This window comes from Phycisphaeraceae bacterium, from assembly GCA_019636675.1.
GTDB lineage: Bacteria > Planctomycetota > Phycisphaerae > Phycisphaerales > UBA1924 > JAHBXC01.
The window spans coordinates 299,847-316,416 of the sequence record JAHBXC010000001.1; the positions used below are offsets into that span (position 1 = coordinate 299,847).

A 16,570-nucleotide genomic window follows, 5' to 3' on the forward strand; every position below is an offset into this window, starting at 1 on the left:
CTGGCGAACAGCCGATCGCTATCGCGAACATTCTGCGTCCGCGTGCCGGTGTTCCCGCCGGATTCAGGCCCCTGTCAGGCGTCGGGTCATCCGTGCCGACGGGGCGGCAAGGAAAAAGGGGCTCAGCGTCACAGAATTTCGCGCGCGGGTGCAGCACCTTCACAAAGAAGGGCGTATCGCTCCCGGGCTTGCGTCCGGGAAGCACGCGGGCTATGTTCCGCGTCCCAGCCCGACGGAGGCCCAAACCGTCTGCCTGTGAACCCTCGCCTTCTGTGTGTGCGTGTGTGTGACGCGGCGAGGAAAACAAAGGTCCAATGCTCACCGCGCGTAAAAATCCCCGACGGCGCGGTCTCCATTTCGGGTGTTTCGTGGAGAGAAGCCGAATGCCAACCCCCCGGCGTCGTTCCCCCCGCATGCTGCTCAGCACTACCGCGGCGGCCATCTTCTTCGCCTCACCTTTCTCGCTGGCGAGCGCCGATCCCGGCGCGTCGCTCGAGGAGGCGGCCACGCTGCTGCGCGACGGCCAGCTGGTGCGTGCTCGCCACGTCGTGGGCGAGTTGACGCCGGCGTCGCTCAGCGCCGAGCAGCGTGCCCGCGCCACCGAGCTGATCGCGTCGATCGATCGACGCCTCCGCTCGCTGGACGTCGTCGAGGTGAGTCTGCAGAAGGCAGAGCTCGCGATGGAGCTCGGCGATCTGCGCGAGGCGGACCGCCAGGCCTCCGCCGCCCGTCGCCATCGCGCCGCCAGCGAAGCGCAGAAGGCCCGCGCCTCGGAGCTGCTCGATCGTTCGGCGCAGTCGAAGCGTGACTTCGCGCCGCTCGTGGACTCGACCCTCGCGCAGGCCGTCAGCGACTTCGTCGCCGGCGACTTCGGCGCGGCCAAGGCCGGCTTCGACGCGGTCTATCGCGCCGGCGTCGACCTCAACGGCGAGCAGATCCGCACCATCGAGCAGCACCGCACGCGCATCATCGAGCTCGAGCGCGAGCGCGGCGAGGCGTTCACCCTCGACTCCGTGTCGCTCGGCTCCCTCCAGCCCGGGCGCGTTGATCGCACGCAGGACCCGCGCCCCTCGCGCGGCCAGCAGCCCGACCAGCCCCCGGCCGAGCAGCCCGCGGAGCCGGCCCCGATCGAGCTTGATGAGCCCGAGCCGGTCCCCGCCGCCCAGCCGGGCGCCGGCGCCGTCCAGCCCACCAGCGACGACCTGTTCCAGCAGGCGTTCCGCTTCGAGGCGCAGCGTTACCTGGCGGAAGCCGACGCGGCGTTCGTGAGCGGTCGCTACGCCGAGGCCGAGCAGAAGTACGCGCTGGCGCTTGGGCCCTATCGCCAGTTCCTAGGCGCCGAAGAGGTCCAGCGCGCCGAGTCGCGACTCCAGGAGTCTCGCGTGCTGCTGCAGGGACGCCCGGGAATCCTGCCCGACGAGATCCAGTCCCGCCAGCTCCAGCGCGACCAGGCGGTCGCCGAGTTCGAGAACTTCGTGCGCCAGGCCGAGGACGCTCTGCGGACCGGCGATTTCGCCCGGGCTTCCGAGCTCGCCGGGCGCGCCCGGCTCTCGATCGCGCAGCGTCGCGATGTTTTCGCCGAGCGTGAGTACAACGATCGCATCACGCAGCAGGAGCGCCTGCTCCAGCGGATCCGCGACACGGAGGAAACTGCCCGCGTCGCCGCGATCAACCAGCAGGGCGCCGAGGCGGCGCGCCTGACCCGCGAGGCCGAGGCCCGCCAGGCGGCCGAGAAGTCTCGCAAGATCGCCGAGTCGATCGACCGGGTGCGTCAGCTCCAGAAGGAGCAGAAGTACAGCGAGGCGCTGCAGGTCGTCGACCAGATCCTCTTCCTCGAGCCCAACAACCCCACCGGTCTGCTGCTGCGCGACGTTCTCAAGGACGTCGTGATCTACCGCGAGTTCGACATGCTCCAGAGGGACAAGGCGTACTCGTACGCCAAAGAGTCCAACCGCATGCAGCGCGCGCTGGTGATCCCCGACGAGATCGTGAGCTACCCCTCCGACTGGCCCGAGATCAGCTTCCGTCGCGGCGAGCCCGTCGCGTACGACGAGCCTGTCGAGAACCGCGAGGTCCTCGCGAACCTCGAGAGCCGGCGCATCCCCGCGTCGTTCGCGTCGGCCCCGCTCGAGGACGTCCTCGAGTTCATCGCCGCGGTCGGCAATCTCAACGTCGACGTGGATTGGGACTCCCTGGCGAACATCGGCGTCAACCGCGACACCGAGATCACGCTGAACCTCCGACCCGTCCCGATGCGCGTGGTCCTCAACCGCGTGCTCGAGAAGGTCAGCCCCGACGAGTTCAGCCGCGCCGGCTGGGCGGTCACCGACGGCGTGCTCGTCGTCGCGTCTGACGAGGCCCTGCGTCGCAACACGTTCATTCGCATCTATGACATCCAGGACCTCATCTTCGAGATCCCCAACTACACCGAAGTGCCCCAGCTCGACCTCGACGCCGTGCTCCAGCAGGGCGGCGGCGGTGGCGGCGGCGGCGGCGGCCGAGGCGTCTTCCAGGTCAACGACCAGAACGACATCGAGCTCACCGACGCCGACCGAATCACCAACATCATCAACCTCATCCAGACCAACGTCGACTACGAGGGCTGGCAGGACAACGGCGGCACGACCGGGCGCATCCAGCAGCTCAACGGCAACCTGATCATCACCAACACCGCGCGCAATCACCGCGAGGTCGCCAACCTGCTCCGCCAGCTCCGCGAGATCCGCGAGCTGCAGATCAACGTCGAGGCGCGCTTCCTCGAGGTCGCGCAGGACTTCTTCGAGCAGATCGGTTTCGACCTCGACATCTACTTCAACGCGCAGAACGACCAGTACGACGCGACGCTCTTCCAAGAGCGCGCGTTCGGCGGCACCGGCTTCAACCAGGTGACCCCGGGCGGCACCACCTCAACCGTCCCCTCCGACCTTGTCGGGCGCCGTCAGACCGACACCACGCAGTGGAACATCAGCAACATCGACCCGGCGACCGGCGAGATCGAGTACCAGTTCACCCCCGTGAACACCTCGGTCATCGCGCCCGACGGGCTGTCGATCATCCCCGTCCAGAACGGGTCGCTCGGGCTGACCGAGACCCTTGCCAGCGGCAGCGCGCTCGCGGCGCAGATCCTCAGCGCCAACCCGGCGCTGGGCATCGCCGGCACCTTCCTCGACGAGATCCAGGTCGACTTTCTCGTCCAGGCCACGCAGGCCGACACCCGCAGCGTCTCGCTGACGGCGCCCCGCCTCACCCTCGTCAACAACCGCTACGCCAACATCGCTGTCGGCAACCAGCGCGCGTACGTCTCCGACCTCCAGCCCGTCGTCAGCACCTCGTCGGTTGGTTTCGACCCCACCGTCAGCTCGCTGAACACCGGCGTGACGCTGCTGCTTCGCGGCGTGGTCTCTTCCGACCGTCGCTACGTCACCCTCTCGATCGACACGCGCATCGCGCAGCTCGTGACCTTCCGCACCTTCGAAGTCACCGCGGCGGTCGCGGGCGGCGGCGACGGCGCGGGCGGCTCGGCGACGGCGACCGGTCAGCTGGCCCTCCCCGAAATCACGATCTCCTCGATCCAGACCGCGGCGACGATCCCCGACCAGGGCACGATCCTGCTGGGAGGCCAGCGCCTCGTGACCGAGACCGAGGTCGAGACCGGCGTCCCGGTGCTCTCCAAGATGCCCCTCATCAACCGCTTCTTCAGCAACCGCATCGAGGTCAAGGAAGAGCGCACCCTGCTCATCCTCCTGAAGCCCACCATCCTCATCCAGAGCGAGGAAGAAGAGAAGCACTTCCCCGGCCTGCTCGACCGCCTCGGCGTCGGGTACTGAGCCGGAACCACCCGCCGCAGATGCCCTGAAAGGCCCCTTCGGCGGTCCGGAGACCGATTCCCCGCCCTCCCCGAGTTGCATGCCGGGGAGGGCGTTTGTCTGTACCCTGTCGAAGAATGTAACCCGAACTACTCGCGACGGTTGACACACCGATTGCACCGTCGCTAGTCTGACCGCGACACGCGGAGAGACACGGATGCCCCCCGAAGATTCACGACTTCGCATCTATCACGAAGGCGATGTGGTTCAGGTCCGATTTGTGGACCGGAACATCCTCGACGAAGCGAACATCCAGCGCATCGGCGAGGAGATCGTCACGGTCATCGAGCAGCGAGACCGGCCCAAGATCCTCATCAGCTTCGAGAATGTTGATCATCTCTCGTCTGCCGCCCTTGGCACACTGATCACGATCAACAACAAGGTCCGCGCCCGGAACGGCCAACTCCGCCTGGCCGAGATCGATCCGCAGATCTACGAGGTGTTCGTGATCACGAAGCTCAACAAGCTCTTCGAGATCCACGATTCCGCCGACGAGGCTCTCGCCAGTTTCGCGTGAGCGTGCGGCCGCCTGACACACCCCCCGCTCGGCCGCGTCCCGGCCGAGGCATGCCCGTTCGGCGCGCATGACCAGCATCCCACCCAAGCCCGAGGCGCACGATCGCATCGTGCTGCACGACCGACGCGAGGACATCGAGCGCTGTGAGCGCGCGATCCTCGACGCCGTCGTCGCGCAGGGATTCCCCGAGGCCTCTCGTTTCGCGCTGCGACTCGCGCTCGAGGAAGCCATCGTCAACGCCTTCCGGCACGGGCACAAGGACCTCCCGGGCGAGCCGGTGACCGTCGAGTGGACGATCACCTCCACCACGTGCAGCATCACGGTCTGCGACCGCGGGCCCGGCTTCAAGCCCTCCGATGTCCCGGACCCCACCCTCGACGAGAACCTCGACACCCCGTCGGGGCGGGGCATCATGCTGATGCGCGCCTACATGAGCGACATCCGCTACAACGAGAGCGGGAACTGCGTCACGATGGTCTACACCAAGCCAGACGCGCCGGCCCCGAAGAAATCATCCTGAGCCGCCGCGAACGTGATCAGGCGCCCCAGCTCCGGACCGCCAGCACCCGGCTCTCCGCAGGGGGCTCGAGCGATGGTTCCTGCCCGGCCAACTCGGCGAACGCTTCGGGGCGCAGCCGGATCGCCTCCAGCAGCTCCAGCTCGTCGCGCAGGGCGTCCTCGTCGTCGGTGGGAAGGGCGAGTTCCTTCGCGACCCCGACCACGGCGAGCGACTCGGCCTCACGCAGCGAGCCGGCGGTGAGCAGCACCTCCCAGCGGCCCTGCTCCTCGCCCAGCTCGTCGAGCCGGCGCACGTCGCAGCGCCACGAGGTGATGCCCAGCACCCGCCCGTCGTCGTCGGTGTTCGACTCCCAGTCGATGTTGAGGGAGAGCATCCACCGGTCGCGCAGGCGCTCGACTATGTCGGCGTGGCTCGCGAACTCCTGCCCTGCCAGCTCGAGCGCGAGCACGGAGCGGTGCTCGTGCTCGGTGGAGTCGACGCCCGAGAGCTCCTCGACGACCGGGAACTCGAACGCCGCAAGCAGCTGCTCGACGCGCTCCTTCATCGCGGACTCGACGCGCACGGTGACGATCTTGTGTTCGTCGATGAAGACATAGACGAACGGGTCGAGACTCATCGCGCCGAAGCCGACCATGCCGTCCTCGAAGAACCAGCCCCGGTACCTGCGCACCTCGTCGAGGAAGCGGTCGAAGCCGACCGCCTCGTAGGCGATGTAGGGGTCGACCTCGCGGTACGCGTCCTCGCTGAGCACGTCGAGGATGGGGAAGACGCGCCCCGGGAGCATGGAGAACAGCGCCAAGCAGAGCGACTCCACGCGTCGATGGGGCGTGACGATGTCGAACATGTAGCGGTCGGGCCATTCCTCCCAGTCGCCGGACTCGTCGCCGTCGGCCTGCTCGAAGTCGGTGACATACCCGGGGCTGGTGGACGCCTGCGCCGGGTCCACGGGATAGACCCCGAGCGGGAAGTCGAAGTCGCCGCTGGTGACGCGCTGGATGGTCGGATCGATCGCGGAGTGCAGCATCTCTCTCCTTCGGGGCTGCCCGACGGGTCGGGGTGGGTCTCGCCCCCTGCCCCCGATGGGGCCAACTGTATCAGGCCCGATTCTGCGTGTGGGATCACGCCGCGACGCGACATGCCCGGGCGCTCCTGGCCCGGCTCGCCGGCGGCTGGCGCCGGGGGACCCGGGAGCTGCGGGGGCGGCGGCCGCGGAGCAAGATTGCCACGGCTCCGTGTTGCTTTCGACGCCGGTTTGCGTCACTATGCGTCGCTTCCGGCCTTGCCCTCGCGGCGCAGGCCGATGACCCGACTATCCACGAGCCCTGGAGCGGTGAATGAACGGCTTTCTGGAAAGCATGAACAACGTGCTCAACGCCGTGAACGGCGTGATCTGGCACGACTACGTCCTGATCATCGTGCTCCTCGTGGGCGTGCTCTTCACGCTCTGGTCCGGGTTCAGCCAGTTCCGGGCCCTGATCCACGGCACCGCGATCATCCGCGGCAAGTACGACGACAAGAACGACCCGGGCGCGATCAACCACTTCCAAGCGCTCTCCGCCGCCCTCTCGGCGACGGTCGGACTCGGCAACATCGCCGGCGTCGCGATCGCGATCGCCCTGGGCGGCCCGGGCGCGGTGTTCTGGATGTGGGTCGTCGCCTTCGTCGGCATGGCGATCAAGACCACCGAAGTCACCCTCTCGATGCTCTATCGCAACACCGACGACCCAGATAACCCGCACGGCGGGCCGATGTACGTCGCCCACCAGGGCTTCAAGAAGATGGGGCTCGGGAAGCTGGGCGCCGTCATCGGCGGGATCTTCTGCATCACCCTGCTGATCTCGACCATCACCGGCGGCAACATGTTCCAGGCGTGGAACGTCGGCGGCGTGACCGAGACCTACTTCAAGATCCCCAGCGTCGTGTCGGGCATCGTCCTCGCGGTCCTCACCGGCGTGGTCATCATCGGCGGCATCAAGCGCATCGGCGCTGTCGCCGGGCGGCTCGTGCCCTTCATGTGCGCGCTCTACCTGCTCGCGGCGATGTATGTCGTCATCACCGAGATCGACCGCGTCCCGGCGATGCTCATCCTGATCGTCAAGAGCGCCTTCGTGGGCGCCGAGGCACAGAACGCCTTCCTGGGCGGCACGATGGGCTACGCCTTCCTCTGGGGCATGAAGCGCGCCCTCTTCTCCAACGAAGCGGGCCAGGGCTCCTCCCCCATCGCGCACTCGGCCGCCAAGACCGATGAGCCCGCCCGAGAGGGCATCGTCGCGGGCCTCGAGCCCTTCATCGACACCATCGTCGTCTGCACGCTCACCACGCTCGTCGTGCTCCTCACCGGCGCGTACAACCGCGGGCCGGAAGCGATGTTCGACTCCGCGCCGCGCATCGTGGCCGTCGAGGGCCAGCAGGACCTCTGGACCGTCCAGAACGGCGACATCCCGGCCAAGACCGTCGAGGCCCGGCGCATCAACGGCGAGTGGCGCGAACGCGACACCGTGTTTGTGCTCATCCGCGCCGACCTCGACCGCAACACCGGGCGCGAGATCCGGCGCCTCACCGGCGACATCACCATGGCGCCCGACGGAACGCTCGGGGTCACCTGGGCCCCGTACCGAAGCGTCAAGCAGCCGGAGCTGATCGCGCACACCGACCCCGACAATCCCGACATCGACGGGCGCATCGGGCTCTACAACAGCTTCGTCGGCGCCGCCCTGACGGCGCACGCCTTCGACCGCGTGCAACCCGGTCTTGGCAAGTGGCTGGTCGTCATGGCGTCGTGGCTGTTCGCGATCTCGACGCTGATCTCGTGGTCGTACTACGGCGAGCAGGGCGTCGTCTACCTGATGGGCAACAAGGCCGTGCTGCCGTACAAGCTCATCTACTGCGCGCTCATCGTCGTCGCGACGCTCGGGTTCATCCGCACCGACGCCGAACTCGACAACCTGACCGCGCTGGGCACCGGCGTCATGCTCTGGGCAAACATCCCCATCATGCTGATCTTCGGCTCGCAGGCGATGCTCGCGTACAAGAGCTACATCCGTCGCCTCAAGAGCGGCGAGCTCGATGTCACCTCGCACAAGCCCGCGCCCATCGCCGATGTCGTCGAAGGCAAGGACGTGCGCTGAGGAACGCCGGTCAGCGGTCGAGCGCCCGCTCGATCACATCCGCCGCACGCGACGCCGCGTTGATCCCCTCGAACTGTCGCGAGACAGCGTCGAGGGCTTCACGCTGCGCCTCCCACGCGGCGCGATCGTCGAGCAGGCGCGACACCTCGCGCACCACCGGCGCGTGGTCGTCCGACAGCAGCGGCATCAGTTCGGGCACGATCCGAGCGCCCGCCACCAGGTTCGGCAGCGCGAGGTGCGCCGATTTCAGCAGCCACCTGCCCAGCAGGTTCCACTGCAGCGCGCCGGCGCGGAACATGATGACCATCGGCGCGCGATGGCGCGCGATCCGCAGCGTGTTCGTGCCGCTGACCGTCATCGCGACATCGCCCCAGCGGATCACCGCGTCGGGCTTGCCCACCACCGGGTGCAGGTTCGCGGGCCAGCCCCCGTGCTCGCCCGCGATGCGGCGGAGGCGCGTCAGCATCGCGTCGGTCGTCGCGGCGCACACGGCGCCCAGGCCCGGGCGCTGCGCGGTCAACTCGCGCAGCGCCGCCAGCATGATCGGGAAGTTCTTCTCCGCTTCCGCCGGGCGGCTGCCCGGGAACACGCTCAGGCGCACGCCCGCGTCGGGCAGGGCCGCGCCGAACTCGGGGAGCAGCCGGTCGATCTCGGCCTCGTCGATCGGGCGCGTGAAGATGGGGTGGCCCACGAAGGTCGCCGGCACGCCGTGCTCGCGGAACCACGCCTCCTCGAAGGGCAGAAGGCACATCACATGGTCGGTGAGACGCTTCAACTTCCGCACGCGCCAGTGCCCCCACGCCCACAACTGCGGCGCCACCATGTGGACGATCGGCACGCCCAGCCGGCGGCTGATCTTGCACACCGGGAAGTTGGCCGCCGGCGAGTCGACCGGGACATGCAGCACCGGGCGGTGCTCGCTCATCCACGCCGAGATCCGCCGGTTGATCGCGATGTGCTCGCGGATCACCGCCACCCCGGGGATGCCCATGACGGCGTCCTCCCCGGTCCGCTCGACGACCTCCGCCCCCGCCGCGGCCATCTTCCGCCCCCCCCAGCCGCAGACCCGCAGGCCCGGGCGTCGCCTGAGCAGTTCCTCGATGATGACAGAGGCGTGCTCGTCGCCGCTGGGCTCGAAGGCGGTGAAGAGGACGGGTCGCTGATCGGGGACGGGGGCTTGGGAGTTCGTAGGCACTCCGCAACTGCAGCCGAGGGAAGGGGCGATGTCAAACAGGATGAGAACACGAACGGGCGGACGCGCGCGGGCCGATATACTCCCGCCCGTTTCCGCCGAACGCGACGCTCTCGGCGGGCCCCCCAGTTCTCCAGCAAGGCTCGCGATGACCACCACCGCCCCCGGCGTCCCCTACTCTCGCACCCACCACTGCGGGCAACTCCGCCCCGACCACATCGGGCAGACCGTCACCCTCGCCGGCTGGGTCGACTCCCGGCGCGAGCACGGCGACGCGCTGGTCTTCATCGACCTGCGCGACCGCGAGGGGCTCACCCAACTCGTCTTCGACCTCGAGGACTCCTCCAAGGATGTCGTCGACGGGGCCGACAAACTCCGCAGCGAGGACATCATCGCGGTCACCGGCGTGGTGCGCAAGCGCGCCGGCGGCGCCAACCCGCGCCTCTCGACCGGCGAGATCGAGATCGTCGTCTCGAAACTCACCGTGCTCACCAAGGCGCGCGACATCCCCTTCCACCCCAACGACCCCGACAACCTGCCGGGCGAAGAGATCCGCCTGCGCTACCGCTTCCTCGACCTTCGCCGCCCTCGCATGCAGAAGATCCTGCGCACGCGCCACACCGTCGCCCAGACGATGCGCCGGTTCCTGGACGAGAAGGGCTTCGTCGAGGTCGAGACGCCGAACCTGTGCAAGAGCACGCCCGAGGGCGCGCGCGACTTTCTGGTGCCTTCGCGTCTGCAGCCGGGGAGTTTTTACGCGCTGCCGCAGAGCCCGCAGATCTTCAAGCAGATCCTGATGATCGGCGGTCTGGACAAGTACTTCCAGATCGCGCGGTGCTTCCGCGACGAGGACCCGCGCGCCGACCGCCAAGCCGAGTTCAGCCAGTTGGACATCGAGATGTCGTTCATCACGCGCGACGACATCATCGGGCTGATCTCTGGGCTCGTCGCGGGCATCTGGAAGAACACGCTGGGCGTGGACATCGGGCAGATCCCCCACATGACCTACGCAGAGGCGATGGACCGCTTCGGCATCGACCGGCCCGACCTTCGCTTCGGGCTCGAGCTGGTCGATGTCGGCGAGATCGCGAAGACGATGGAGTTCAAGGTGTTCTCTGGCGCCGTCGAGGGCGGCGGCGTGGTGAAGGCCATCCGCGTGCCGGGCGGCGCGGCGCTCACGCGTAAGCAGTTAGACGGCTACACCGAGTATGTGAAGGCCCAGTTCGGCGCGGGCGGGCTGCCCTACGCCAAGGTCGAGAACGGCGCGTTCGCCACGGGCGTCGCAAAGTTCCTCGAGCCGGTGAAGGACGCGCTGGTCGCGAAGCTCGGGCTCAAGGACGGCGACCTGGTGATCTTCGGCGCCGACAAGAAGTCGCTCGTGAACAAGATGCTGGGCGAGATGCGTCTGCGACTTGCGCGCGACATGAACCTCGTGCCCAAGTGGGGCGAGCAGTGGAAGTTCGTGTGGGTCGTCGACTTCCCGATCGTCGAGTGGAACGAGGGCGAGCAGCGATGGGACTCGATGCACCACCCCTTCACGGCGCCGCGCCCGGAGGACCTGGGCAAGCTCGAGAGCAGCCCGGGCGAGGTGCTGACCAACGCCTACGACCTGGTCGTCAACGGCAGCGAGATCGGGGGCGGGTCGATCCGTATCCACGACCAGGAGACGCAGGCCAAGGTGTTCAAACTCCTGGGGCTCAGCGACGAGCAGGCGAAGATGAAGTTCGGCTTCCTGCTGGATGCGCTGCGCTTCGGCGCCCCGCCCCACGGCGGCATCGCGCTGGGGCTCGACCGCCTGGTTATGCACCTGTGCGACACGGACAACATCCGCGATGTGATCGCGTTCCCCAAGACGCAGATCGGCTCGGACCTGATGTCAGAGGCGCCCAGCGAGGTCGACGAGAAGCAACTCAAAGAGTTGCACATCGCGAGCACCTGGACGGGCGAGAAGCGCTGACGCGGATCAGGCGTACGCGGCTTCCTTGGCGGGGTCCGGGTCGTCGGGCGCGATGCGGGTGATGATCCGCGCGCCCACGCTGTCGCCCCAGACATTCACGGTCGTGCGGCACATGTCGAGGATGCGGTCGACGCCCAGGATGATCCCGATCGCCGAGAGGGGCAGTACGGGCACGCCGGGGGTGGCGGCGAGCGTCGTGTTGACAGCGGCGATGACGATAAGCGTGGTGGCGATCGACCCGCCCGGCACGCCGGCGGCGCCGACGGCGGCGAGCGTGGCGGTGAGCACGATCACGAGGTACTGCGTGAAGTGCAGTTCGATGCCGAAGGCCTGGAAGAGGAAGATCACCGCGACGCCCTGGTAGAGCGCCGTGCCGTCCATGTTGACCGTGGCGCCCAGGGGCAGGACGAGGCCCGAGGCGCGGCGCGAGCAGCCGCCCTTGGTGACGCTGGTGGTGATGGTGACGGGCATGGTGGCGAGCGAGGACGCGCTGCCGAAGGCCATGAGCAGCGCCGGCTTCATCGACCACAGGTATTTGAAGGGGTTGATCTTGGTCAGCGCCCACAGCACGAGGGGCAGCGTGCCGAACATGTGGATCGCGAGACCCGCGAAGACGACCAGCACATACCACTTCAGGGAGTCGAACAGTTCCTTGAGGCCCATGCGCCCCACGGCCCAGGCGACGAGGAAGAACACGCCGATGGGCAGGAGCCAGAGGATCCAGCGCACGAGGGTCATGAGGATCTCGTGCAGCGACTCGACGACGACGACGAAGGGCCGGGCCTTCGTGCCGATGACGGTGATCGCGATGCCGAGCGCGATCGTGGCGGTGATGATGCTCAGGGTTTCGTTGTTGGCCGCGGCGGAGAAGAAGTTGTTCGGGACGAGCAGGTAGAGGATCTGGAGCCACGCGGCGCCGAGGCCCCCGGGCGGGGCTGAGGGCAGCGTCGCGGCGGCGTCGGCGACCTGGGTCGCGGCGAGGCTCGTCGCGGCGCCACCGGGGTTGAAGAGCCACGCGAGCGTCACGCCGGTGGTGACGGCGAAGACCATGGTGACGACATAGAAGATGAGCGTTGCGCCGCCGAGCACGCCGAGCTTCTTGGGATCGCCGATGGAGGTCACGCCCGTCAGCACGCTCGTGAAGATGAGCGGGATGATGATGAGCATGAGCGGGCGGATCAGCACCAGGTCGCCGGCGACCTTCCAGGGCTGCACCGCCTGCTCCATCTTCTCTTTCGTCGCGCTCGGGTCGTGCAGCAGGAACTGACCGACCAGCGCGCCCAGCACGAGGGCGACGACGATGAGGATGGTGAGGAGGTTCTCTTTCGAGATCGGTTTCATAAGCGGGGGCGCCCGGGGTGAGCGTTCGCGGCGGGAGTCAGATCGAGCGGGCGTACGACTCGACCGACTCGGCGAAGGGGCGCGGCTCGAAGCCGAGCTTGGCCCTGGCGCGGTCGAGCGAGCAGACATTGTCTTCGCTGCCCATCTGCGCGTCGGACACGCTGAAGGGCAGCGCGTCGGCGAAGCCCAGGAGGGCGGCGGCCCGCGCCTTGGCGATCGCGACCGGGGCGGGCAGCCCGACCGGGCGGATGCGCTTCTTCGCGAGCGGGATGTTGTCGCGGAAGGTCGTGAGCATCTCGGGCCAACCGATCGCCTCGGGGCCTCCGAGGGGGATGACCTCCCCGATGGACTCCTCGCGGTCGAGGGCCTCGCCGAACGCCCACGCGACATCGTCGACATGGACGGGCTGGATCTGGGGGATCTCGGGCTGCGGGGGCGGGAACGGGGGCTTGGCGGGGTCGATGGTGATCCGGCTGAAGTAGGGAAGGATGAACCAGGGCGCCGCCCGGCCGGTCGCCCAGCCCTTGACCATCTGGACGAGCTCGCCGTCGGGCCCGTGGATGATGGAGGGGCGGAAGATGGTCCAGTCGAGCCCGCTGGAGCGGACGAGCATCTCGGCGGCGAACTTGGTCCGCTGGTAGGCGCTGGCGCCGTCGGGGTTGGCGCCGATCGCGGACATCTGAAGGAACCGGCGCACGCCCCCCTGCGAGGCGGCCTCGAGGGCCCGGCGCGTGGCCTCGACATGCATCCGCTCGAAGGTCTGGGCTCCCGATTCGCGTCGGATGCCCACGAGGTGGATCATCGCGTCTGCGCCCTCGGCCAGACGGCGCGCTGCGTAGCGGTCGAAGAGGTCTCCCTCGACGACGGTCACGCCGGAGACGGGGAGGGAGTCCGCCTTGCCCCGGCTGCGCACCAGCGCCCTGACGCGGCAGCCGCGGCGGACGAGCTCCGCCACGAGGTGTCGACCGACGAACCCGGTCGCGCCGGTGACGGCGACGGTGTGGCGATCATGGGCGCGGCTGGGGGCGCTGGACATCGGGAGCGAGTCTCCGAGGGGTGGGCGGATAGCGAGTGTAGAGCGGGGCGGTTGCCCCAGCAAACACGCGACGGGCCCGGTCCTGTACCATCGCGTGGATGCTCTTCGAGACAATCCCGCTGTTCCTCGCCCAGGAGGGCGACGGGCCGCAACTGCTGATCGACCTCCTCATCATCCTCGCGACCGCCGGGCTGGTCGCGATATGCATGCGCAAGCTCAACTTCGAGGTGCTGCCGGCGTACCTGATCGCCGGCGCGCTGCTCGGGCCGAACGCCTTCGGCGCGGTGTCGAGCCCGGAGAGTCTGGGGTCCATTTCGCGGCTAGCGATCATCATCCTGATGTTCGGGATCGGGCTGCAGCTGCCCCTCTCGTCGCTGCGCCGGGGATTCGGTGTGATGCTCACGGTGGGCATCGTGTCGTGCGTGGGGTCCATCCTGATCGGCTGGCCCATCGCGATGCTGTTCGGGCTTTCGGCGCCCTCGGCGCTCGCGGTGTGCATGGGGCTGAGCACCTCGTCGACGGCGGTGGTGATGCGCATCCTGGGCGATCGGCGCGAATTGAACCGCATGCACGGGCGCATGTCGTTCATGATCTCGTCGGCGCAGGACTTCCTGGTGCTGGCGATGCTCGCGACCATCCCGGTGCTCGCGACATGGCAGGCGCTGATCGTCAAGAACGAGGGCGGGACGCTCCCGCTCGACGCGATGACGCCCGAGACAGCCGAGGCCGCGGCCGTCGCGGCGACCCCGACGGCGGAGCGGGCGCTGCGAACGCTGGGCATCGCGCTCTCGCGCATCGGCGGGCTCGTGCTGCTGCTCGTGGTGGCGCGGTACGCGGTTCCGCTGATCGTCCGCGAGGCGGCGAAGACCCGGTCCAACGAGGTCGTGATCGTGCTGTCGACGGCGATCGCGATCGCGACGGCGGTTGCGACGGCGGCGCTGGGGTTCAGCGCCGAACTGGGCGCGGTGTGCGCCGGGCTGGTGCTCGCCTCGACGCCTTTCCGTCATCAGCTGACGGGGCAGGTCGGCCCGCTGCGAGACCTCTTTATCGCGGTCTTCTTCACGACGGTCGGGATGAGTCTCAACCCGTCGACGCTGATGGAGTGGTGGTGGCTCGTGATCCTGGCGACTGTGACGATGGCCGTGGTCAAGGCGATCGCGATCGGCGGGGCGTGCTGGATCGTGGGCGTTTCGCCGGCGGTCTCGGCGCTGGTCGCGCTGCTGCTGGCGCAGGCGGGCGAGATCAGTCTGGTGCTTCTCGGCTCGGCGCAGCAGCAGGGCCTGTTCTCCGACGCCGTGGCTGCGAACTGCATCGCGATCGTGGTCGTGTCGCTGGTGGCCACGCCGTGGCTCTATTCGCTCGGGCGATTCCTGAGCGCCAAGGCCAACGGGGTCGTGCCCCCGCCCCCGTGGATCAAGGCGTCCAAGATCCGTGGCGAGGACGAGGAGGTCGTCGTCGACGAGGCCGATCGCAAAAAGCGCGTCATCCTCGCCGGCTACGGGCTGGTCGGGCGCGTGGTGGCCGAGCAGCTCGACAAGATGGGCATCGGCTACACGATCGTCGAGTTGAACCCGCAGACCGTGCAGCGTCAGACGAACTTCAAGAAGGACATCATCTACGGCGACATCAGCAACGCCGAGGTGCTCGAGAGCGCGGGCGTGCGCACCGCGGACGCGGTGATCATCACCATCCCAGATGACGACGCGGTGATCCGCGCGTGCGAGTCGGTGCGCCGGATCTCGCCCGATGTCTTCATCGCGGTGCGCAACAACTTCCTGAGCCAGGCGATGCTCGCCAACCAGGCGGGCGCGAACCACGTCACCGTCGAAGAGATGGCGACTGCGCAGGCGATGGCCGTCGCGATCGCGAAGGAGTTCGGCAAGCTCGCGCCGGCGGCGCCCAAGGTCGAGGAGCTCTCCGAAAAGCCCTAGTGCGCGTCGCAGGTCACTCCTGCGACGCGAGCCAGCGCTCGGCGTCGATCGCGGCCTTGCAGCCCATCCCGGCGGCGGTGACCGCCTGGCGGTAGTTCGCGTCGGAGACATCGCCCGCGCCGAAGACGCCCTCGATATTCGTCATCGTTGAGGGCTCGCGCACCTTCAGGTAGCCCTTCTTGTCGACCTCCAGGCCCGTGCCCTCGAGGAACCTCGTCGCCGGTGTGTGGCCGATCGCGACGAAGAGCCCCTCGACAGCCAGCTCGCTGCGCTCGCCGGTGACCGTGTCTTCGAGGAGGAGCCCGGTGAGGCGCTCGGCGCCGAGCACGTCGACGACCGCCTTGTTCCACAGCACCTTGGCGTTGGGCTGCTTCATGAAGCGTTCCTGCATGATCTTGCTGGCGCGGAGCTCGTCGCGCCGGTGGACGACGTAGACGGTCGACGCGAATTTGGTGAGGTAGTGTGCCTCTTCCATCGCCGAGTCGCCGCCCCCGATGACCGCGAGGGGCTTGCCGCGGAACATGGGCAGCGCGCCGTCGCAGACGGCGCAGGCCGAGACGCCCCCGCCGCTCATCGCCAGACGCATCTCGTTCTCGAGCCCGAGCCAGTTGGCGGTCGCGCCGGTGGCGATGATGACCGCCTTGGCGCGGATCTGCTCGCCGGTGTCGGTGGTGAGCGTGAAGGGGCGCTTGCTGAAATCGCACTTGACGATGTCGCGGTCCATGATGCGCGTGCCGAAGCGCTCGGCCTGTTTGCGGAACAGGTCCATCATCTCCGGGCCGCGCACGCCCTGGGGGAAGCCGGGGTAGTTCTCGACGTCGGTGGTGAGCATGAGCTGCCCGCCCGGCAGGACGAGCGAGGGGTTCTGCTTGGGTACGCCGACGACGCAGAGCGGGTTGAGGTTCGCTCGCGCCGCGTAGATGGCGGCGGTCCATCCGGCGGGGCCGGACCCGATGATGACGACGTGCTCGACCCCTGCGTGCGATCCGTTGGCGCTGGACATGTCTGCGTTTCTCGATCGGCGCAATGGAGGCGCCGTGTGGTGAATGAGTGTGTGTGCAAGAGATCAACGACGCGGAGCG

General features: G+C 68.2%; 11 protein-coding genes. 6 read left to right on the forward strand and 5 right to left on the reverse strand.

The genetic code is table 11. The features are described 5' to 3' along the window. The first annotated feature begins 413 nt into the window (after positions 1 to 413). The 3 genes from KF684_01280 to KF684_01290 all read left to right on the forward strand — a co-directional run bounded on the left by KF684_01280 (position 414) and on the right by KF684_01290 (position 4,903). Positions 414 to 3,827, forward strand: coding sequence for a hypothetical protein (locus tag KF684_01280; protein MBX3351538.1), 3,414 nt, complete (start codon positions 414 to 416; stop codon positions 3,825 to 3,827). Positions 3,828 to 4,023: 196 nt separating this feature from the next. Beyond that, positions 4,024 to 4,383 carry an STAS domain-containing protein gene (locus KF684_01285; protein MBX3351539.1) on the forward strand — a complete coding sequence of 120 codons (360 nt, stop codon included), beginning with the start codon at positions 4,024 to 4,026 and terminating at the stop codon, positions 4,381 to 4,383. A 67-nt stretch (positions 4,384 to 4,450) separates the two neighbouring features. Then, positions 4,451 to 4,903, forward strand: coding sequence for an ATP-binding protein (locus KF684_01290; GenBank protein ID MBX3351540.1), 453 nt, complete (start codon positions 4,451 to 4,453; stop codon positions 4,901 to 4,903). A 16-nt stretch (positions 4,904 to 4,919) separates the two neighbouring features. Here the strand turns inward: KF684_01290 and KF684_01295 are convergent, their stop codons facing one another. Next, the gene (locus KF684_01295) at positions 4,920 to 5,927 is read right to left on the reverse strand and encodes a hypothetical protein (GenBank protein ID MBX3351541.1); all 1,008 of its coding nucleotides are present in this window, start codon (positions 5,925 to 5,927) and stop codon (positions 4,920 to 4,922) included. Between the two features lie 310 nt (positions 5,928 to 6,237). Here KF684_01295 and KF684_01300 point away from each other — a divergent pair, with 310 nt between their 5' ends. Next, positions 6,238 to 8,031, forward strand: coding sequence for a sodium:alanine symporter family protein (locus KF684_01300; protein ID MBX3351542.1), 1,794 nt, complete (start codon positions 6,238 to 6,240; stop codon positions 8,029 to 8,031). A gap of 10 nt (positions 8,032 to 8,041) precedes the next feature. On the opposite strand, the gene KF684_01305 is transcribed toward KF684_01300, so the two are convergent. Then, positions 8,042 to 9,226, reverse strand: a complete 1,185-nt coding sequence (locus tag KF684_01305) for a hypothetical protein (GenBank protein ID MBX3351543.1) — start codon at positions 9,224 to 9,226, stop codon at positions 8,042 to 8,044. A 145-nt stretch (positions 9,227 to 9,371) separates the two neighbouring features. On the opposite strand from KF684_01305, the gene aspS reads away from it, so the two are divergent. Continuing rightward, positions 9,372 to 11,180: an aspartate--tRNA ligase gene (gene aspS, locus KF684_01310; protein MBX3351544.1), complete on the forward strand. Its 1,809-nt coding sequence runs from the start codon at positions 9,372 to 9,374 to the stop codon at positions 11,178 to 11,180. Between the two features lie 6 nt (positions 11,181 to 11,186). Here the strand turns inward: aspS and KF684_01315 are convergent, their stop codons facing one another. Next, positions 11,187 to 12,521: a dicarboxylate/amino acid:cation symporter gene (locus KF684_01315; protein ID MBX3351545.1), complete on the reverse strand. Its 1,335-nt coding sequence runs from the start codon at positions 12,519 to 12,521 to the stop codon at positions 11,187 to 11,189. A 37-nt stretch (positions 12,522 to 12,558) separates the two neighbouring features. Beyond that, entirely contained in the window at positions 12,559 to 13,557 is a 999-nt protein-coding gene (locus tag KF684_01320) for an NAD(P)H-binding protein (GenBank protein MBX3351546.1), read from the reverse strand. A gap of 98 nt (positions 13,558 to 13,655) precedes the next feature. On the opposite strand from KF684_01320, the gene KF684_01325 reads away from it, so the two are divergent. After that, positions 13,656 to 15,488, forward strand: coding sequence for a cation:proton antiporter (locus KF684_01325; protein ID MBX3351547.1), 1,833 nt, complete (start codon positions 13,656 to 13,658; stop codon positions 15,486 to 15,488). Between the two features lie 13 nt (positions 15,489 to 15,501). Here the strand turns inward: KF684_01325 and trxB are convergent, their stop codons facing one another. After that, a complete protein-coding gene (trxB, locus tag KF684_01330; GenBank protein MBX3351548.1) occupies positions 15,502 to 16,491 on the reverse strand; it encodes a thioredoxin-disulfide reductase in 990 nt (329 codons plus the stop codon). Positions 16,492 to 16,570: the final 79 nt, after the last annotated feature.